Origin of the sequence: Bombilactobacillus bombi (assembly GCF_003522965.1) — a bacterium.
In the GTDB taxonomy this organism is placed as follows: domain Bacteria; phylum Bacillota; class Bacilli; order Lactobacillales; family Lactobacillaceae; genus Bombilactobacillus; species Bombilactobacillus bombi.
In genome coordinates this window covers 992,076-1,011,748 of the sequence record NZ_CP031513.1, presented here as the reverse complement: position 1 = coordinate 1,011,748, position 19,673 = coordinate 992,076, and the positions used below count along the sequence as shown (strand labels likewise).

17 protein-coding genes and 1 tRNA gene are annotated in these 19,673 nt (G+C 33.4%); 12 read left to right on the top strand and 6 right to left on the bottom strand.

Going from position 1 to position 19,673, the window contains the following annotated elements; translation table 11 throughout:
* Positions 1-266: 266 nt before the first annotated feature.
* Entirely contained in the window at positions 267-2,132 is a 1,866-nt protein-coding gene (locus DS830_RS05205) for a heavy metal translocating P-type ATPase (protein ID WP_118908511.1), read from the top strand.
* Between the two features lie 50 nt (positions 2,133-2,182).
* Positions 2,183-2,515, top strand: coding sequence for an ArsR/SmtB family transcription factor (locus tag DS830_RS05200; protein WP_118908510.1), 333 nt, complete (start codon positions 2,183-2,185; stop codon positions 2,513-2,515).
* Positions 2,516-2,866: 351 nt separating this feature from the next.
* Here DS830_RS05200 and DS830_RS05195 read toward each other — a convergent pair whose 3' ends face one another.
* Positions 2,867-3,061: a hypothetical protein gene (locus DS830_RS05195; RefSeq protein ID WP_118908509.1), complete on the bottom strand. Its 195-nt coding sequence runs from the start codon at positions 3,059-3,061 to the stop codon at positions 2,867-2,869.
* A gap of 583 nt (positions 3,062-3,644) precedes the next feature.
* Here DS830_RS05195 and DS830_RS05190 point away from each other — a divergent pair.
* The gene (locus tag DS830_RS05190) at positions 3,645-3,938 is read left to right on the top strand and encodes a hypothetical protein (RefSeq protein WP_118908508.1); all 294 of its coding nucleotides are present in this window, start codon (positions 3,645-3,647) and stop codon (positions 3,936-3,938) included.
* A 369-nt stretch (positions 3,939-4,307) separates the two neighbouring features.
* On the opposite strand, the gene DS830_RS05185 is transcribed toward DS830_RS05190, so the two are convergent.
* Positions 4,308-4,679: a winged helix-turn-helix transcriptional regulator gene (locus DS830_RS05185; protein ID WP_118908507.1), complete on the bottom strand. Its 372-nt coding sequence runs from the start codon at positions 4,677-4,679 to the stop codon at positions 4,308-4,310.
* Between the two features lie 138 nt (positions 4,680-4,817).
* On the opposite strand from DS830_RS05185, the gene DS830_RS05180 reads away from it, so the two are divergent.
* Complete coding sequence (locus DS830_RS05180; protein ID WP_118908506.1) at positions 4,818-5,840, top strand: zinc-binding alcohol dehydrogenase family protein; 1,023 nt, start codon at positions 4,818-4,820, stop codon at positions 5,838-5,840.
* 1,470 nt (positions 5,841-7,310) lie between these two features.
* Here DS830_RS05180 and DS830_RS05175 read toward each other — a convergent pair.
* Positions 7,311-7,898: a site-specific integrase gene (locus tag DS830_RS05175; protein WP_118902807.1), complete on the bottom strand. Its 588-nt coding sequence runs from the start codon at positions 7,896-7,898 to the stop codon at positions 7,311-7,313.
* Between the two features lie 339 nt (positions 7,899-8,237).
* On the opposite strand from DS830_RS05175, the gene DS830_RS05170 reads away from it, so the two are divergent.
* The 3 genes from DS830_RS05170 (at position 8,238) to DS830_RS05160 (ending at position 13,337) form a co-directional block, all read left to right on the top strand.
* Entirely contained in the window at positions 8,238-11,372 is a 3,135-nt protein-coding gene (locus DS830_RS05170) for a pectate lyase-like adhesive domain-containing protein (RefSeq protein ID WP_118908505.1), read from the top strand.
* 109 nt (positions 11,373-11,481) lie between these two features.
* Positions 11,482-11,919: a MarR family winged helix-turn-helix transcriptional regulator gene (locus DS830_RS05165; RefSeq protein WP_118902802.1), complete on the top strand. Its 438-nt coding sequence runs from the start codon at positions 11,482-11,484 to the stop codon at positions 11,917-11,919.
* A gap of 389 nt (positions 11,920-12,308) precedes the next feature.
* Entirely contained in the window at positions 12,309-13,337 is a 1,029-nt protein-coding gene (locus tag DS830_RS05160) for a branched-chain amino acid aminotransferase (RefSeq protein ID WP_118902799.1), read from the top strand.
* Positions 13,338-13,441: 104 nt separating this feature from the next.
* Here DS830_RS05160 and DS830_RS08945 read toward each other — a convergent pair whose 3' ends face one another.
* A complete protein-coding gene (locus tag DS830_RS08945; protein ID WP_118908504.1) occupies positions 13,442-13,753 on the bottom strand; it encodes a hypothetical protein in 312 nt (103 codons plus the stop codon).
* Between the two features lie 486 nt (positions 13,754-14,239).
* Here DS830_RS08945 and DS830_RS05150 point away from each other — a divergent pair, with 486 nt between their 5' ends.
* The 5 genes from DS830_RS05150 to wecB all read left to right on the top strand — a co-directional run bounded on the left by DS830_RS05150 (position 14,240) and on the right by wecB (position 18,535).
* Entirely contained in the window at positions 14,240-14,998 is a 759-nt protein-coding gene (locus DS830_RS05150) for a GH25 family lysozyme (protein ID WP_118908503.1), read from the top strand.
* Positions 14,999-15,988, top strand: coding sequence for a Gfo/Idh/MocA family protein (locus DS830_RS05145; RefSeq protein WP_118908502.1), 990 nt, complete (start codon positions 14,999-15,001; stop codon positions 15,986-15,988).
* Positions 15,988-17,181, top strand: coding sequence for a DEAD/DEAH box helicase (locus tag DS830_RS05140; RefSeq protein ID WP_118908501.1), 1,194 nt, complete (start codon positions 15,988-15,990; stop codon positions 17,179-17,181). The genes DS830_RS05145 and DS830_RS05140 overlap by 1 nt, the downstream gene beginning before the upstream one ends.
* Before the next feature lie 65 nt (positions 17,182-17,246).
* A tRNA-Arg gene (locus DS830_RS05135) sits at positions 17,247-17,320 on the top strand.
* A gap of 72 nt (positions 17,321-17,392) precedes the next feature.
* Entirely contained in the window at positions 17,393-18,535 is a 1,143-nt protein-coding gene (wecB, locus tag DS830_RS05130) for a non-hydrolyzing UDP-N-acetylglucosamine 2-epimerase (RefSeq protein ID WP_118908500.1), read from the top strand.
* 40 nt (positions 18,536-18,575) lie between these two features.
* Here the strand turns inward: wecB and DS830_RS05125 are convergent, their stop codons facing one another.
* Both DS830_RS05125 and DS830_RS05120 read right to left on the bottom strand, forming a co-directional pair.
* Complete coding sequence (locus DS830_RS05125; protein WP_118902783.1) at positions 18,576-19,043, bottom strand: GtrA family protein; 468 nt, start codon at positions 19,041-19,043, stop codon at positions 18,576-18,578.
* A gap of 15 nt (positions 19,044-19,058) precedes the next feature.
* Complete coding sequence (locus DS830_RS05120) at positions 19,059-19,511, bottom strand: flavodoxin (RefSeq protein ID WP_118908499.1); 453 nt, start codon at positions 19,509-19,511, stop codon at positions 19,059-19,061.
* Between the last annotated feature and the right edge of the window lie 162 nt (positions 19,512-19,673).

The window sequence follows — 19,673 nt, the reverse complement described above, 5'->3', positions numbered from 1 at the left end:
AATAGGAATGATAATTATAAAGTGAATTAGTATATAAATATATAGTAGTAATCTTGTAATAAAAGAATTATTAATCAAACTTGATTATAATCTTCAGCATTTAATATATTAGTTGTAAGTAAAAGCCTCTTATTGTCTTACACTTTTTGAATAAATCAAAAAAATAAATTATTGACAAGTAGCAATTGCTGCTTTATATTTTAATTAACAAATGAACGAATGTGCATATGATCAATTGAGACGGAAAACGAAAGTAGGTTATTATGATGAAAATTTCCCGAGCGATCTTACTATTTTTTATAGGTATTATGATATTTTTCGTTGGATTAATTTTACCAGGGCAATTTGTAATATTTAAAAATTTGCTCTTTGTCATAACAGATTTCGTTGCGGGATATCATGTGATTGGTGAAGGCTTTGGTGACACAATAAAAATGTCTCAAAGTCAGCACAAGTTTGTCCCTAATATTCATATTTTAATGTGTTTAGCGGCTGTGGGTGCGATTATTATTGGCAGCTTTGAAGAAGCAGCTTTATTGATTTTGATTTTTGCTGGGGCTCATTTTCTTGAAGAATACGCTGAAAATAAAAGCCGTCAAGAAATCACATCGTTATTAAAAATGGCTCCTGCTGAAGCTCACCAGCTACAAGAAGATGGCAGTTGGAAAATTGTGGCAGTAACACAATTAAAAGTGGGTGACACTTTAAAAGTTTTAAACGGATCACAAGTTCCAACTGATGGAACTATTACAAAATGCAGTGCAAGTATTAATGAAGCAGCCATCAATGGTGAAAGTATTCCACGAGAAAAACAGGTCGGGGATGAAGTATTTGGTGGAACTATTAATGGCAATTCAACTTTTGAAATGGTTGTGACTAAGGATAGTCAAGAAACTGTCTTTGCTCAAATTATTGAGATGGTACAAACGGCTCAAGATTCTCCAGGACGTACCGCAACAACTATTCAAAAATTAGAACCGCTTTATGTCAAAACAATTTTGTTTTTATTGCCATTAGTTTTATTAGCTGGACCATTTTTACTAAATTGGAGTTGGTCAGAAAGTTTTTATCGAATGATTGGCTTTTTAGTTGCAGCTTCACCATGTGCTTTGGCCGCCAGTGCGGTTCCGGCTACTTTATCAGGGATTTCTAATTTGGCTCATAATGGAGTGCTCTTTAAAGGTGGATCTTATCTAGCTAATTTATCCCAGTTACGAACGATTGCTTTTGATAAAACTGGAACTTTGACTCAAGGAGTTCCGATTGTCACAGATCAATATTTTAATCCACAAATTGCCAAGGATGAATTACTTGATATTATAGTCACCATGGAAAAACAGAGCAATCATCCACTCGCAAGTGCGATTGTACATCAGTTTCCACAAGCAAAAGAATTATCAGATTTAAGTTGTCAAAATAAAATTGGCAGTGGCCTAGAAGCTGACTATCGTGGTCATCATTATGTAATTGGAAAATTGGCACCCTCAATATCAATAACTCCTGAAGATCAACAACGGCAACAAAAATGGAGTAACGCTGGAAAAACTGTTGTATATATCGTTAAAGATCAACAAGTGGTCGGTTTATTAGCGCTGATGGACTTACCCAAGACATCCGCTCAAAAAGCTATTAAGTTTTTTAATCGTCATCATATAAAAACGGTAATGCTCACAGGCGATTCAACTGCAACAGGAGAGGCAGTCGCCGAACAACTACAAGTACAACAAACAGTGGCAAATATTTTACCTGAGAAAAAAGTAGAAATTATCAAATCTTTGCAGCAAAAGACACCAACGGTAGCAATGGTGGGAGATGGAGTTAACGACGCGCCAGCTTTGGCTAATGCAAATATTGGTATTGCGATGGGCTCAGGGACTGATGTAGCCATTGATGTTGCAGATGTCGTTTTGGTAAAAAATGATTTATCTCGCTTAACATTTGCTTATTCTTTATCTGGTAAAATGAACAAAATAATTTTAGAAAATATTATTTTTTCTTTGGCAGTTGTGGTCTTATTGACGATTTTAAATCTTTTACAAATGACTAATATTGCTTGGGGAGTATTCTTGCATGAAGGTAGTACATTACTAGTCATTGTCAACGGTTTGAGGTTATTATTATTCCGTAAATAATTTTTCCAAATGTGATACACTTAAAAAGAAGTATCACAAGGAGAAAGAGTATGAGTAACTTAAATAAAGATCAAATTGACATCCCTGCTACAAGCGAGTTATTGCCAATAATTGATTTTTTTAAAACAATAAGTGATCCTACGAGAATGCGAATAATTTTGACTATCGCTAATGGCCCCATCACTGTGACGGAAATTGCTCAAAAGTTAGATTTATCACAATCAACGATTTCACATCAATTAAGATTATTAAAGCAACAACGTTTTATTGTTGGAGAACGTTCAGGTAAGCAAATTTTTTATCGTTTGGTAGATGATCATGTTTTACAAATATATTTTTTGACTAAATCCCATATTCAAGAAAAAAACGAGCATTATAGTTAAATTGCATCAAGTTAGTATTACTCAAAGTAATCTCTATTGTATGGTTAGTTGTAGCGACTGCCTTATGGAGGAGTTACTTTGAGTTTTTTAGATTAAATTTAATCACTTTGCCAATTTTATTTGATGATATTAATTTACCAATATAATCCTTGCACCATAAAGTTTGCAATGACCAAATGTAAAAAAGTCGTATACCAGGCATCCTCAAAGTCATTAATTTGACTTAGGAATCCCAATATGCGACTTAACTAAATAATCATTCTAAATTAAAATAACTTTTGCAATTACTACTTCAGAATTGTCCAGCGTGATATGACAGTTAAGCGATTTGGCATTCAATGCTGGATATCATTAGTTGATCTTTCCTTTGTCTGGAAAATCTCCTGTAATTACTTCAGCGATTGCTGTTCCAGCACAAATTGTTGCAATAACGCTTCCAATAATTACTAAACTATAAGATGGATTACTTCTTGTTAAGAGATACCACATTATCGCAAATGAAAGCAAAACACCGACAGTTACGTTTATGATAAAAGTTCGTGACATGTTGGTCAACCTCCTCATTGTTAGAATAGTATTAGTATAAAACCAATTAAAATTTGTGTAAAGTTATTAATGGAATTAGCAGATAACTGCTGTTATATTCTCGTTAACTAACTTTGTTAAATTTTGAATTGATTAAGTCTTTGGTTGCCAGTTGGTTCAAGTCATAGTCGAGGTCTTTTTACGATTATTGTAGCTTTACTTGCTTGATTAAATTGTCACTAAGATCAATCACTTTGTTACTAACCTGCTAAATTTTGCTCCAAGCACTAAAGAAAGCGGTCAGGAGCTCTTATCAGATTAATAAAACCGTGGTTGATTCATTCGATCAGGGTATACCAATCAACAACTAAAATAGTTAAGCAAAAGCACTTCTGAACTATACTTTAAATACACAGTTAATTGTGTTTCCTCAGATTGTAATATTTAATAGAGTACGTAACTTATACATACTTGATTAGAGCAAATCTTATTTTAGACTTTTACGATATGTAAGCGAATAAGGAAATCACACAAATACCGTTAAATGTTTTGCTTTAAGCAAGATCTTGGATATACTAGTAGTTAATTTTGGGAGGTGTAATTTATGCTAAAAAATATTCACGATTATGTAAAAGAAAATTACGAAGCTGGCAATTATGATAATGCTAAGGCTGCATATACGTCTTGGGAAACTGAAAAAGATAAACAAACTAACTTATCTGATTTTGAAATGGGTGTACAAAAAGCTCAAAATGATTATAAACAGAACAGAACTTTTGCTACGTATCCCAAATTAGCGATTGGTATTTTGAATAAACTGTTTGGCAATAAGGCTTCCGAAATCAGCGAATTTATCCATGGATATAATTCCTATAAAAGTAAGTTTAGGAACTATTAATACTAAAATTGAATCGGTTGTGTTTGACAAAATAATGAGAGTATCTACAAAATGAATAAGCAGGTACGAGGTGAGGTCTATGGGAACATGGAAAGGGTTTCACAGTCAATGAGTATCTTTCAGACACTCTCGTTGATATTGATGTTTGGCATATTATTACTTGTGTTGCTCGGACAACCACAAGTAATAAAAAAGCCGTCCTACGTAACTTTGGTAGGTTACAGGGTAGCTTAATACTGTTTTATTAACTTTACAGCGGCTGAGCTGGTGTTAGTACGCCAACTCTTTTATTTATATATCGCAGATTCTATAATTAATTTTTGTACAACGTAGTTACAAGACTTTTAATTGAATAATAAAAAACGATTACTAAATATCTTTATCATATATTATCTTCTTTTCTTGTTGGTGATGATTAAAATAGTTTCCCCATTGTTCCATAGCATTAATTACTGAATACAATGTTTGACCAAAATCAGTGAGTCTATATTCTGTTTTAGGGGGAATAACAGGATAAATTTTTTTAATTATTATTCCATCTTCTTCCAATTCTTTTAATTGTAAAGATAGCATTCTTTTAGAACAATCCTGCATTAAATTGGATAATCTACCAAATCTACAAACTTCTTCTTTAAATAGATGATATAAAATAACACTTTTCCATTTTCCCGAAATAATCTGTAGAGTACTTTCTACGGGACACCCATCTTGACAATTATAAATCTTATTTCTTTTTTTCATAAACTACCTCCGATTATTACAAACCTATTATAGCAATAGTCTATTTTATAGTGTAATTTTTGTTACCTAGTTACCAAAATTACATAATTGATAATTACTTGAAAAGTTTTATTGTTATTTTCAAGGGGTGAATTAAAAATGAAAGCTATTGGTATTAATCAATCTTCTTCTATTGATAGTCTAGAAAGTATACAAGAATTTGAATTATCAAAACCTGAGCCAAGGCGACATGATTTATTAGTCAAAGTAATAGGTGTCTCCGTAAATCCAGTTGATGTGGGAGTAAGAAAGTCTGTACGTACTAGTTTAAAGGCTCCAAAAATTATTGGATGGGATGCAGTTGGCGTAGTTCAAAATATTGGTGATAAAGTTACATTGTTTAAACCTGGAGATAAAGTTTTTTATGCAGGTTCATTTAAAAGACCTGGATGTAATAGTGAATTTCATTTAGTAGATGAAAGAATTGTCGGACATGCACCTAAAAATATTACAGATGCAGAAATTGCTGCTATGCCATTAACTTCATTAACAGCTTGGGAAAGTTTATTTGAAAAATTACCTATTAATATTAATAATACTAAAGAAAATTCAGAAAAAGTAATATTAATAATTAATGGCTCTGGTGGAGTAGGTTCCATTGCAACACAATTAGCAAAAATAGCTGGTTTAAATGTTATTTCGACAGCTTCTAAACCAGAAACAATAAAATGGACTAAAGCGCATGGTGCAGATATGGTAGTCAATCACCATAAGAATTTAATAGATGAAGTACATTTGTTGGGATATCAATATGTTGATTATATTTTAGAATTAAATAATATTGATCAGCATTGGAATGAGATGTCACAGCTTATTAAACCAGATGGTAATATTGTCTCCATTACTGAAAACAAAAAACCAATTAATTTAAAAACATTAACTAGAAAACGTGTAAATTTTGCATGGGAATGGATGTTCTCCAAATCATATTATTCTATTGATAATTCTATATCTCAAAAAGAGATTTTAGATAAGGTTGCTGAATATCTTGACAGTGGAAAAATTAAAAGTACAGTAACAAAAGAATTATCACCTATTAATGCTGAAAATATAAGAAAAGCCCACCAGGCAGTAGAAAGTGGCCATATGATGGGAAAAGTTGTTATTACTAATAATGAGTAGTTTAAATACTATAAAATGAATTCCAGTGAAATTCTACAAGTCTATATTGTTGTTCATCTTGGATTGATTAAAAGAGCTATACGAATTAGAAAGTAATTTTATCTCTAAAAACTAGTGATGAAGAATTTACAGATAAGTATTCAAATAATGGAATACAAAAGGAAATTAAGGACTATTTTCTTAAATTGCAGTTATTGATACAATCAAATATTATTTGTACTGCTAATTTTTATCTTAATATCCATAGAACAATTGGATTATAACAATACTTTAAATCCTAACGAGAATTAAGCCTAAATGTCCATTGTGGATATTCTCCAATTATTTTTGGTGTTAGTAGCTTTGCCATTAAATTATTATAGTAATTCTAGAACTAATTAAATTTAATCAAAAAATAACCGCCATACTTTGACTAGTAGCGGTTATTTTTATATGCAAACAACTCTATACCCAAGTTGCTGGGAGGACACTAACTCTTATAGTGCATATAACTATTAATTTTGAGGAAAATAAGCTTGCTTATCTTTATATTTCAGTTAATGTGCGTGACTTAATGTATCAAGATCAATTTCTTGAATTCCATTGTTATATGTCCATTCTTTAATCTTGTTTACAATGATATTTAAAACAAAAAAGTATTGATATTGTCTATCAACACTTAAAAGTATAGAGACTTTTAATAGGTATTATTTAATAATTTTCTAAATGTTTTTTCGATAAGAAAGTTATTAAATAGTGAACAGCTTACTTATGTAAGTTTATGAGTACTAAGTATTCTGTTAAAAAGTACATATTAAATACCATTTTCTTCGCAGTGGATTGTGTCCAATACGGAGATGTTTTTATTTAATTTATATTAGCAAAAATAATGTTGTAGACCTAACTAGGATTTGAACAGCTGTGTTACAGTCAAAAGCCTTACTGATTGCAGTTAATTTGGATATAGGAACTATTTCTATTAAATAGCCCCTTTGATTTGTTGCTAAATCAAATAAGGCTCATGTGATAACTATTTTGATTATCAAAATAGTTATCACATCATTATCATTGAAACTAGCTTAAATTATCATAGCTAAATTTTACAACAACATTTAAATGATTTATGTCATTCCCTTTAATAATATGGTTAAATTTTAAGTTATTTGTCATATATAAGTATCACCTTCTGGCAAATATTAGTTCGATAATCAAATTTCTTATAGTTTGTATCATATTGTATATAAGATTGAATGTCAATAATTTTTTTGATAATTTCCTTAATTACTAAGGACTTTGAGGCTTTAAAAAAACAAATTGTTTTTTTATAAAATAATTTGATTGTAAAAATACTATTGTAAGAAATAAACTTTTATTTTAATGTTTTTTAATCAAACCACTTATTATTGGTGGTTATTTTCAAACAAAAATCAGGTAGTCATAGAGCTATTTTTTCCACCTTTCAACACGCTTAATAAGCTAAACATATTTATTTTAGCCAAAATCTATTGTATCCAATGCTCGTTCTGTACTTACTCTATCTAGCCCTAAATATTCTAGTGTCATTGCTTCACTGGAATGATTTAATAATTTCATTACTAAACCAATATTATAATTTGATTGTACATAAACGCGATAGGCGCCTGTTTTGCGCATAGTGTGGGTACCTAGATAGTTAATTCCTAATAAATCACCTACTTTGGCCATAATTTTATAAAATTGTTTCTCACTAATATGTCGTGTAGGATTCTTCAAAGATGGAAACAACCAAGTTGATTTAATAAGATTTTTGTCTAACCAGATTTTATAAGTAATCAAATCATTTACTACAGGTTTCAAATAAAGTGTATTAGGTTTACCTGTCTTTTTATCATGGATAAAAGCATGGCTTTTTACTGTTCCATCTTCATTATAAGTGTCCGTCATTTTTAAATGCATAACATCACTAACCCGTAATAGAGTGGCTTTTCCAATTTGAAAAATTGTATAGTTTCTTCTTCCTGCACGAAAATTATTTAATAATGTATCCTGAACTTCTTTTAGAACATTTGAATCTTTTATTGGTAATACAATTTGACGCATTTACAATTCTCCGATCACAAAATTTTATAGCACTTTATAACTACATTCTTCGACTATGAAATATTTTTTATTTTAACAGCGTAATTATATTAATTATCACGCTTGCTTGTTGATTTAGCAACAAATCAAAGGGGCTATTTAATAGAAATAGCCCCTAAGTTTATTTGTTAATTTATATTAGTTAAAAATTCAAAATATTTTGAATGATTTTATGCAGATTAATTATTCGGGCTTAGCATAAAAATTCTATGTTTAAGTTAAATTATTAAATAATATTTAATAATATTTGCCCTATTTAATCAAGATGTTGGTAGATTGTTTTTTGGTTGGAGGAATGAAGTGAAGATATTTTCAAGAAATGAACTATTTGGTTTCAAACAAATTGTTATAACACTGATAATGCTTGCAAGTGGGGGAATAGGTTGCTTGACCACTTCTTTTTCTAATGTCGATGCTGCAGCATATGGAAATATTCCAAAATTGGATGAAACAGAAGATTCTCAAGAAGCGCAGATGCTTAATGATTTGGGTACAAGTGGACTTGCAACTAGTGATTCTCAAGTAAATGATATTAATAGCCCAAGTATAATGCATATGTTACAACTACAATTACAGCAAAAAGATGATTTGAAAAGAATCGAGGCCTATCATGCTAAGCAACGCTCAGAACGACACTTAAGTCGTCGAGCAGTAGGCGATGCAGATGTTTCTTCATGGAATGAATTTGTCAGTGCTGTTAGCGATCCTAATATTGATACAATTAATTTAAAGACTGATCTCCAGGCTTCCAGTAACGCAACCATTAGCTCTGATAAAATTATAAACTTTAATGGCTTTAAAATAAGTCTTAATACATCAACAAATGTAACTATTAATATTGCAGGTGGTAATGTTACATTAGTTTCTCCTACAATTGAAAATAATGGTTCATCAGCAGCTGCACCACCAACATTTACTTATCAAAGTGGTAGCTTAAAAGTTACTGGTAATGCTCAAATATCAGGTGTTTTTTTTAATTCTACTGGTACTCCAGGTGATTTGACTTTTCAAGATGCTACTGTGTCATTTTATTATGATCAGCATGGTTGGAATAATTTAGGAAACTCAAGGTATGCAATAATTGCTATGACAGGAAGTGCTGCAGGTTCAATAAAAGTCTTAAACAGCACGATTGATGATAACTCATATGGATTCATTTTCTTTGATGGAGCACCTCATAAATCTTTTTTAATTGATGATAATTCTAAGATTATCTCCACTCAGCCAGATGTTAATCAGACAGGTGAGCTTTTTTATTTTATTGCTACACCTCGAAATCAAAATGTTGCCGATGCAGGAATAGAACTAACGATTAAAGGTCATTCTTCTGTCACTGCCAGTAAGATAGCAACTTATGATATTTGTGGTACGATTAAAATATACGGTCAAGGCACAAAGGTTTCTTTAAGTGAGGGTTCTATACTAGATGTTTATAATCCTCGTGGAGCAGCATTCGTTGAATCTGGTTCGGGAAGCTCTTTTGTTTTAGATGGTGAAGGGACAGAACTAAAATTGACCCGAGGAGAGATTGGTTCTGATCCACCTAATAATTCTCCAATCAGATTTGCTTATACTGGTAACATGTCATTTGATGTTACTGACAAAGCCAAGGTTGAAGTTTATCAAAATAATCCGCGCACTAATACGTATGGTATCCGAATGTTTGGTGATCAAAATTCAATTAATGTTAGCGGTGGTGCAGAATTTAATGTTTATAACAATTCTGATCCCAACGAAGCTTCAACATCTGTTGCTGTAACTGCAACTAGGGCACAAGGTATTCTCTATGCTGGTGGTGGTGGTAGTGGACCCAATATTAGTACTTTTAATTTAACAGGTAAAGATTCACAAGTACTGATTGATTCTAATAATGGAGCAGCCATTTTGTCACGTACTACTAGCTTAAGTATTGACGCTGGGAATGGAACCTCTTTTGTTGCTCGTGGACGATTACCGAACAGTTCTATTTTTTACTCTGCTGCCGATTTACGATTTCATATGGATGTACCTCGATATTTTGACTTTATGAACTATGCTGATGGTCCCAGAGATACTGGTAATTTATTTTATGGAAATCCTACAAGTGAATTCACTCATGGACCGATTCCCTTATCAATTTGGGATCGTAGTGCTAAAGTCTTAGAGTCACCAACTAAGTCTTGGAAATATGTCGGGGCTGCCTATAGTGGCAGAGGACCATTTAGTGTAGCTACTCCTAGTACTACTGGACCTAGTACAGATGATTTTGCTAATTATATGAGCTTGAACGCAGGTTTAACTACAGCTCGTAGAATGACAGCTAATACTTCACCAGCGAAGGTTACTAGTCCAGATTTGCCACCGACTAATGCTGATAAATATATCTGGATAAAAGCTTTAATACCAGCTGAAAATAATGTTACTCGAGAAGCTTATGACGGTGAAGTCTTTGCTGATGTCAAGTTGACTATGCCAGATGGAACTACAAAAACATTTAACGGCACATCAATTCAGCACGCGGGTTACTATGAGTATGCTGATAAAACAATTATGAACGGTGCTATCAAGATAACTGGTAATGATGGTGATTTTATTCCCACCGGAACAAAAATTGAAGTCACCAGACTATGGCGTAGTGATCCCGATCCTAATGATCAAGGAGCAATTATCTCAGATCCACAAGATATTTTATATCCAGTTACAACAGTTATCGATAAAACCCCACCAGCACCAGCCAAGTTAGTAAATGATGGTGATGATCTACCACCTTCTACTAAGTCAGTGAGTGGCTATGATGGTGAACCGGGAGCTACAGTTTCTTGGCAATTAATTCATAATAATCAAGTAACTAATGGACCAACAACGACAACAGTCAAACCAGACGGCACCTGGAAGTTAGACGGGATTTCAGGATTAGATGTAGGTGATCAATTACGTTTTATTATGACGGATGCAGCTGGCAATTCTAATCCTAGTACTGAGACTGTCTATCATGATGCTACTTTTGCGCCTGCAACGACATTGAATATTGAAGGGCACCTAAGGATGCGCGTGCCCTTAAGCATTGATTTTGGAAATAAAGTTAATGTTGATAGGAATAATATTCCTATGCAGAAGTATACGGGAGATTTGAGCGTTACTGATACTCGACATGATTTAGCTTGGCAAATCACATTAAGTGCCCAAGGGGGAGATTTAGGAACGAGTGATTTACCATTATACTATGGTGATGATCAGGGACAATCAATTCCAATTAGTAATCAGCCAGCGCTTATCTATACAAAAGCTCAACCGCAAGTAGATGAGAATCCGTTTGTTATTTCCCAAGATTGGACGACTTCCACACGATCCACAACAGACGTTCCGAAAGGACCTTATTTAAAAAATGATCGTGATTATAGGCTGGGGCATCATCAAGGCACCTTAGAGTGGACGTTAACTAATAGCCTGCCGTAGTTCTCATAAATAGATAACACGATTTTATTTAAGAAATCGTGTTTTTTATTTTTATCCTTTACAGAACTCGGAAAGTCTAAATAATAACTTAATCAAGGCGGTAAATACCATGAGAGAGCAGGAAATCAAAAATATTGGTAATCTAATGAACGATATTTCCAATAAGGTAGTAAAGACAGAAGAAAAACAATTACAAAGGCTAGGATTTTTGGATATTACATTAAGTGAAGCTCATGTAATTAATGCAATAACAGAAGTACAGCAAAAGACAAATTCTGAAGTGGCGCAAGAATTAGAATTATCTCCAGGTACTGTAACAGTTATAGTTAATCATTTATTAAAAAAAGGATATGTCTCACGTTCTCGTAGAGATGGAGATCGTAGAACAGTTAATCTGGGATTAACTAAAAAAGGTAAAAAGTTTTATCGTGTGTACAGACTGTATTATTACTTAATGATACAAACTGCAGTAGAAGATTTGAGCGATACAGAAGTACAAATATTAAGTAAATCATTGAAAAAGATTAATACTTTTTTTGGCAGTTAAATTATTATTAGAAACGAATAAAAATTGACATAAAGAAGTAAATAATAAGTAGATGACAAATTTAATCAGAGTGAATTCTAAAACTTCCACGAAAGAGAACTATTGACTTGATACCTTCTAATATTTGATCAATACATCGTTCATTATAACTAGCAATGATAGCAGTTCATTTATTATTGATTTGTTAGCACGTTTAAGATAAGGGCTGAGTCACATCGAGATTTTTCTAGAAAAGGTAAGTAATATTTAAAAAAGTTTATTAGCTTTAATTAAATCTTATTTGATTTATACTCAGAATTTATTAAAGTAATTATTTAAAAGTTATTGACATTTGCCAGTTTCATGGTATTCTTTTCATTAAAATAAAATTAAAAACGGAGGAGAATATTATGGCAAAGGTTAAAGCGTCAGAGGTAGATTTTAATAACTTGGGCTTTGATTATTTAGATTTGCCGTATCGTTACCAAGCGTATTGGCGTGATGGCGAATGGCAAGATGCAGGTTTAGTAGAAGATAGTGATGTGCAAATGAGCGAAGGCGCGACGGCTTTACATTACGGGCAGTCTGACTTTGAAGGTATGAAGGCTTATCGAACTAAGGATGGCGATATTCAATTATTTCGTCCAGATCAAAATGCTGAGCGGATGCAACGTAGTTGTGAACGGTTATTAATGCCTTCAGTACCAACTGAGATGTTTATTGATGCCGTGAAACAAGTTGTTAAAGCCAATGCTGACTTTGTCCCTCCTTATGGTAATGGTGCTACTTTATATATTCGTCCTGTAATGTGGGGTGTTGGAGGAGTAATTGGTGTTCATCCAGCGCCGGAGTACTTATTTAGAATTTTTGTTATGCCGGTTGGCAATTACTTCAAAGGTGGCTTAACACCAACTAATTTTACAACTTCTGAATATGATCGAGCTGCTCATAAGGGAACAGGTCAAAGCAAGGTTGGCGGTAACTATGCTGCTAGTTTGATGCCAGGTGATCAAGCACATAAACGCGGATTTTCTGATTGTGTTTACTTAGATCCTATTAATCATCAAAAGATTGAAGAAGTTGGATCTGCTAACTTCTTTGGTATTACACAAGATGATAAGTTTGTGACACCGAAGTCACCATCCATTTTGCCAAGTATCACGAAATATTCATTATTATATTTAGCAGAACATGAATTGGGTATGGAAACTGAAGAAGGCGATGTTTATATTGATGATTTAGATCGCTTTAAAGAGGCGGGTGCATGTGGTACCGCAGCTGTAATTTCACCAATTGGTGGTTTGGAACACAACGGAAATCTGCATGTCTTTTATAGTGAAACTGAAGTAGGACCAGTAACGCGAAAACTTTATGACTTGTTGACTGGTATCCAATTTGGTGATGTTCAAGGACCTGAAGGTTGGGTAGTTAAAGTTTAAAATAAAATTTAAAGCTGAAGCAATCATTTGTTTCAGCTTCTTTTTTTGTGTTTTTAAATCGTGAGGCTTGAGAAAATGATTTTTTTAAAACCATCTTTTAAAGATTATGCTGGCAGAATTATTGAAAAATATTGTTCTCCAATAAACAAGTTAACACCCAAACGGGTGAGTGCTGTAACCAAAGTTAATTGTCCTAAATTGGTGATTCTTGAAAAAAGCGAAATGCTAGCACCGAAAAAGGCTCCAGAAACAATATCTAATTTAATTTTTAAAATAGTCGCAATAGCCATAAAAACAAGACCTAAAGTAGAAATAGTTGTGAACAAACTGCCACATACCAATGCAATTAATGAATAAACCACAAAAACTTCGGGTAAAAAGAATTTATTAGGAATAAGTTGAAAGCTATAATACATAACTGTGGTGATTATTGCAAAATGATAATGGCATAACCTAAAATGGCTAAAATGATGCACAAGACAATATAACATTTGCTTACTTTAATTGTTTTTATTTTGTGGTTTGTAATCAAAACTTGATACTCCTATTATTTAGAATCTGTGTAATAAGGCAAAAAGTCCCAGAGTTAAGAGTTTAACTCTGGGACGAAGTGATTCGCAGTACCATCCATATTTATGTGTTTTGCATCTCAAAATTATAACGTAATTAACGCTAATAGTAGAGATTGAGAAAAATGCTTTGCATAGTTTACAACAACCACTATGTTTCTAAAACAGAGAGCAAGTTTCCTACTAAATTTCTCCTAATTATTAATTAAATTAACTACTTGAATTGCTTGCAAGTCAATCATAGTGTAAAAATAGTTTAAAATAAATTGTAAATAATTATGTGCAATGAGTGTCATTGATTTACAATGAAATAGACATAAGGATTGTGAATATATGCAAAAAAGTTATCAGGCAAAACATGCCTACCACGGACATTTTATGCATCAGAAAATATTTTTAGCGATTGTAGTGTTAATTATTTTTGGGACACTTTTTGGTTTATTATTATTGAATCGCTGGCAAAAAGCTGGGCGACCAGATACACAAGAATATCCTGTTTTAGGTGTTAGTCTCAGTCAAGAAGATGGCTACCAAGATTTTCGCTTACTGAAAAAACACGGTGTCGACTTTGTCTATTTAAAAGCAACTCAAGGAGCAGATTATTTTGATGATAATTTTTTAAGTAATTATTGGCGGATTCAAGGAGCACAATTACCGTTTGGGGTTTATCATTATTTTAGCTTTACATCATCGCCTCAAGCACAATTTGATAATTTTAAAACTAGTATCGGTCAGCAAATCGGTAATTTGCCAATAGTTATTCAATTAAATGATTATCAAAATCCGCATCCCGCTACTAAAAAAATTAGGCAATCAGTATCACAATTGTGCACTTTACTGGTAAACTATTATCAGCGCAAGGTTATTATTCAAACAACACCAACGTTTGCGAAGATTTTTAATAATCCAAAAGATACAGTGTGGTTGCAATCTCCAAAGCTGCCACTGCATAAACGACAAGATATTGATTTTTGGGAATATGACCAACAAGGAAAAATCCCCAGTTTGGCTTCGACTAATCTATATCATATGTCAGTCTTTATTGGTAATGAAAATCATTGGCAACATTATGTACAAACAGGAGGCTATTAATTGTTACAGCTAGGAGTTATTGGAACTAATTGGATTACACAACAATTTATTGAAGCTGCTCAACAAACACATACTTTTCAGCTACGTGAGGTTTATTCACGAACACAAGAACATGCGCAAAATTTAATTAATCAAGTAAATGGTACTGATACCTTAATTACCACAGATTTAACTAAATTTTTTGCTAGTCCAGAATTTGAAGTTGTTTATATTGCTTCGCCGAATAGTTTACATTTTCAGTATATTTGCCAAGCAATTGCAGCTAATAAACAAGTCATTGTGGAAAAACCAATGGTATCTACACGAGCAGAGTTTTTACAGATTCAAGAATTACTGCAAAACCATCCAGGAATTTATGTTTTAGAAGCAGCTCGCCATATCCATGAGCCCGAATTTGCAACTTTAAAACAGCAAGTACAACAATTAGATCGAATTGATGGGGCCACTATCACTTATCGGAAATATTCCAGTCGCTATGATTTGGTTTTGACTGGACAAGAACCTAATATCTTTTCACCCAAGTTTTCTGGTGGTGCTTTGTACGATTTGGGTGTTTACTTATTGTATGATGCAGTTTGCTTATTTGGTCAACCGTTGTCTGCGCAGTACTTACCGCAAATGATTGCCACAGGTGTCGATGGTCAAGGAACAATAGTCTTACATTATGATCATTTTGATGTGACAATGTTAGTTGGAAAAATTTCCAATTCTATCTTGCCCTCAGAAATATATAGTGGCAAAAAGACTTTATCTTTTGATGATGGGGGCACGGTGCGCAAAATTTGGAATAATTATAATGATTGGCAATTTACGGGTGCTGACCATAATCCCATGTTAGCGGAAACGGAAGTATTTGCACAAATCATTCAACAAAAAGATCAAACTCAATTTAATCAGTTATGGCAAATGGCTGATCAAGTTAATCAATTATTAACACAAATCCGTTTAGCGGCTGGTATTAAATTTGCAGCCGATAGAAGTGAGGCATAATGGAAATTCCAGCAGTTTATCAAACTTATTTTCAGCAACATCATTTTCAAAAATTAACCCCCGTGCAAAAAGCAGTTTACCAACCCTTTATTCAAAGACAATCGCTATTGGCCTTAGCTCCTACGGGGTCGGGCAAAACGCTTGCCTTTGGGATGCCTTTGTTAGAGCAAGTACAATTAGGTCAAGGTATTCAAAAGATAATTTTGGAACCATCACAAGAATTAGCGATTCAAACTCGGGATGTTTTACGAGAATTGAATCCCCAAGTGAACATTTATGGAGTAATTGGCGGTGCCAATCTCAAACGCCAAATTGAACATTTGAAGCAAAAGCCTGAAGTTATAGTAGGTACTTTAGGTCGGATTTTAGACTTAGTAGATAAGAAAAAGCTGAAACTGCAAAATATCAGTACTTTGTTAGTAGATGAAGCTGATGAAATGTTAAGTGATCGCTTAGAAGATATTCGCGGAGTAATTAATCGCATGCCTAGTGCAGTTCAACTAGCCTTTTTCTCAGCTACGACAATTCCTTTATTTTCTGAATTAAAAAAATGGTTTGGACAAGAATTTACAGCTGTGAATTTGTCAACCGATGAGAGCTTTAGAGCAGGCTTAAGGCATTATTTTATAACGGTTGACAACCAACGTAAGTCAGAATTATTACAAAGATTAGCCCATCGAAAAAATAAAAAGAACTTAGTTTTTTGTCAATCAAGTAAACAATTGCATCGCTTAGCAGCCGATATGCGTTACCGAAAAACGTATTTCACAGTTTTAGATACCAGTGATCCTAAAAAAAGACGGGCAGATGCTTTAAACGCCTTTCGTAATCGAAAAACTTCAATGTTATTGGCAACTGATGTAGCCGCTCGCGGAATGGATATTCCTGATTTGACAACGGTTATCAATTTAGAAAATCCGCAAGATTTAACAGAATACATTCATCGTAGTGGTCGAACAGGACGCATGGGTCGCAATGGTGAAGTGATTACCTTAGGTAATCAGCATGATTGGCGCCAACTTCAAACACTCTTAAAAAATAACAATATTCCACTGACCAAAGTCTATCTACAAGGCGATGAATTAAGTTCGACGCCACCGCACATCCATAAAAAGCAATCTGCACCAAAGAAAAAAGTCTCTGCTCCTAAAAAGCGTTGGCGTAATCAAAAAAATAAGGGCAAACAGCACTAAAGAACTTTACATGTAGTTAAATTCGTGGCAAGATAAAATTGTTGTAGTAATTTAACTACAATGCTGGTCTCGTGGCTCAGCTGGATAGAGCAACTGCCTCCTAAGCAGTAGGTCATCGGTTCGAATCCGATCGAGATCATTCATATCAGAGCTGAGATATTTTGGAATTCAAGGCTCTATTTTTATACTTAGAATAATAGGAAGTAAAAGCATGCAAAAAATTAAAGTAATGGCGATTTTTGGTACCCGGCCTGAAGCAATTAAAATGGCACCTTTAGTGTTGGAGTTAAAAAAGCAAAGTGCGTATTTTGAAACAATTACGGTTGTCACTGCGCAACATCGAGAGATGCTAGATTCAGTTTTAAATATTTTTGATATTCAACCAGACTATGACTTAAATATCATGAAGCAAAAACAAACTCTCAGTGGTATTACAAGTTCTGTGATTTTAGATTTAGATGATATTTTAGAACAAGAGCAGCCACAAATAGTTTTGGTTCATGGCGATACAACGACGACCTTTTCAGCAGCACTGTCAGCCTTTTATCACCAAATTGCTATTGGACATGTGGAAGCGGGCTTAAGAACTTGGAATAAGTATTCACCTTGGCCAGAAGAAATGAATCGGCAAATGACAGACAATTTGGCAGACTTATATTTTGCACCTACGGAACAAAGTAAGGCTAATTTATTGCAGGAACATCATCAAGCAGCTAACATTTTTGTGACTGGCAATACTGCTATTGATGCTTTGAATCAAACGGTTAAAGCTGATTATCATCATGAAGTATTAAATTTAATTGATCCTCATAAGCGGATGATTCTAGTAACAATGCACCGTCGTGAGAACCAAGGCGAGCCTATGCGCCAAGTTTTTCAAGCTATGCGCGATGTAGTCCAAGAATACAGTGATGTTGAAATTATTTATCCTGTTCATCTAAATCCTATAGTGCAACAAACAGCCCAAGAAATCCTGGGTAATCAGGAACGAATTCATTTGATTAAACCATTAGATGTTTTAGATTTTCATAATTTAATCGATCGTTCTTACTTTATTATGAGTGATTCCGGTGGTGTGCAAGAAGAAGCTCCCGCTTTAGGTAAGCCAGTGTTAGTTTTGCGAGATACTACGGAGCGGCCAGAAGGTGTTGCTGCTGGCACATTAAAGTTAGTCGGTACCCAATATAGTCATGTTAAACATGAAATGGAACAGTTATTAAATAATCAACAAGAATACCAATTGATGGCGCAAGCTAAGAATCCTTATGGTGACGGTCATGCTAGTGAACGGATGTGTGCAGCAATTCGTTATCATTTTCAGCAGTTAGATCAGCGACCAGAAGATTTTTCCTAAGTACTAAAAAGCCCTTGCAATTTTATTTGCAAGAGCTTTTTTAATGGTTACAATCATTTTGTTTGGTTTTTTTTCGCATAGCAGATAATCTTTGTAATAAGAGTTTGTTCTCATGTGTAAATATTGCTTGTGTGGAAAAGTAGTTGACTAACCCTACAATAATTTGGTCAATAATTTTAACAATTAAATTATTCCAATGTAACCAATTAATTCCCGCCCACATCAAAATATTATCTAGTAACAAAGCTAAGATTCTTTGAGATAAGAAAAGGGTAATTTCTTTTATAAAGGTCTTAGGTTCTTGATATCGTGATTTAAAAACAATGCTTTTATTTGCAATAAAAGAAAACAAATTAGCAACAAACCAGGCTAAGGTATTCGCAATAAGCATCGTTACTTGAGCATGATTGTGCAGCCAGTTAAAGACAATTACATTTAAAATTGAGGCTAAAAAGCCAAAAAGACTATAGATAATAAAATTTCGATATCGTTTATAAATTTTCATCATAATATCTTCTTAACTTTACTGACAATTTTGAATAATTGTCTGGGCAAAGTGATCAAGATTGGCAATATCATCATTATCTGGGGCTAATTCAACTTTCACGCTCATAGCGGCCTTTTGGGCGTGGGCTTGTTCAAAGGCTTGTTCAAAGTGCTCCACTGCAATGCAAAAATCTTGATAAAAGCGATCCCCAGAGCCACATACACCATACAATTTACCGGTTAAATCTGCTTCTAATAAATCATGATAAAAGTCTAAGCCTTCATCGGGAATGTTGCCTTCTAAGCCATCAGAATAAGTATAGCTAACCATAATACAAATATCAGCATCTTGATAGTCAGCTACATCAGTTTGCGAGATTTCTGACATATCAACGTCCATTCCAGCTTCTTCAAAATCTTCGCTGAGAATATCAGCCATATCTTCATCGTTACCAGTCATGCTGGCATATACAATTTTAACCTTAGTCACAGTTTTCATCCTCGTTTAATAAATTATCAAAATTATATTATAACAAATCTCTTAGTGTAAAGTATTTGGGTTTTAAGAACTAGTTAATATTTTAGTTGATTACAGGCTGAGTAGCAAACCCATAATATTCCAGCGATATAAATTAGTTATTTGAGAAATATT

Coding starts and splice junctions, on each gene's coding strand:
- DS830_RS05205 (WP_118908511.1), top strand. CDS start 267: ATGAAAATTTCCCGAGCGATCTTACTATTTTTTATAGGTATTATGATA.
- DS830_RS05180 (WP_118908506.1), top strand. CDS start 4,818: ATGAAAGCTATTGGTATTAATCAATCTTCTTCTATTGATAGTCTAGAA.
- DS830_RS05125 (WP_118902783.1), bottom strand. CDS start 19,043: ATGATGAAAATTTATAAACGATATCGAAATTTTATTATCTATAGTCTT.
- DS830_RS05195 (WP_118908509.1), bottom strand. CDS start 3,061: ATGTCACGAACTTTTATCATAAACGTAACTGTCGGTGTTTTGCTTTCA.
- DS830_RS05160 (WP_118902799.1), top strand. CDS start 12,309: ATGGCAAAGGTTAAAGCGTCAGAGGTAGATTTTAATAACTTGGGCTTT.
- DS830_RS05185 (WP_118908507.1), bottom strand. CDS start 4,679: ATGAAAAAAAGAAATAAGATTTATAATTGTCAAGATGGGTGTCCCGTA.
- DS830_RS08945 (WP_118908504.1), bottom strand. CDS start 13,753: ATGTATTATAGCTTTCAACTTATTCCTAATAAATTCTTTTTACCCGAA.
- DS830_RS05165 (WP_118902802.1), top strand. CDS start 11,482: ATGAGAGAGCAGGAAATCAAAAATATTGGTAATCTAATGAACGATATT.
- DS830_RS05190 (WP_118908508.1), top strand. CDS start 3,645: ATGCTAAAAAATATTCACGATTATGTAAAAGAAAATTACGAAGCTGGC.
- DS830_RS05150 (WP_118908503.1), top strand. CDS start 14,240: ATGCAAAAAAGTTATCAGGCAAAACATGCCTACCACGGACATTTTATG.
- DS830_RS05200 (WP_118908510.1), top strand. CDS start 2,183: ATGAGTAACTTAAATAAAGATCAAATTGACATCCCTGCTACAAGCGAG.
- wecB (WP_118908500.1), top strand. CDS start 17,393: ATGCAAAAAATTAAAGTAATGGCGATTTTTGGTACCCGGCCTGAAGCA.
- DS830_RS05175 (WP_118902807.1), bottom strand. CDS start 7,898: ATGCGTCAAATTGTATTACCAATAAAAGATTCAAATGTTCTAAAAGAA.
- DS830_RS05140 (WP_118908501.1), top strand. CDS start 15,988: ATGGAAATTCCAGCAGTTTATCAAACTTATTTTCAGCAACATCATTTT.